The sequence below is a fragment of the Leifsonia sp. SIMBA_070 genome, assembly GCF_046534635.1.
Lineage (GTDB): Bacteria > Actinomycetota > Actinomycetes > Actinomycetales > Microbacteriaceae > Leifsonia.
On sequence record NZ_JAWRYK010000273.1, the window covers coordinates 1 to 273 of the forward strand.

1 protein-coding gene is annotated in these 273 nt (G+C 36.3%); it reads right to left on the bottom strand.

Annotation, left to right across the window (positions count from 1 at the left end; all coding sequences use genetic code 11):
* Nucleotides 1-240, bottom strand: a 240-nt coding sequence (locus SB754_RS20320; protein WP_410784170.1) for a rhamnan synthesis F family protein, incomplete at its 3' end; no start/stop codon positions are given.
* Between the last annotated feature and the right edge of the window lie 33 nt (nucleotides 241-273).

The window sequence follows — 273 nt, forward strand, 5'->3', positions numbered from 1 at the left end:
GACGTCCATTCCGATGTTTTCGGTTCTCAGAAAGTGAATAGGCTTACTGATGCTGTGCAGCAAATGCATTGTTCCAGCAGATAATTCTTTCGAATACGTGATGAAGACATCGTAATGTTTATCTATCCGCCGTATTCTTTCAATTAGATGCGGAACTTCATTCTCATAGTATATGTGAAAAATAATAGTTATTTTCGGTTGAAAATAATTGAGAACCTTATTTTTGAGAGATATAAACATACCATGCCACCGTTATGCGTTGAGAAACTGTAG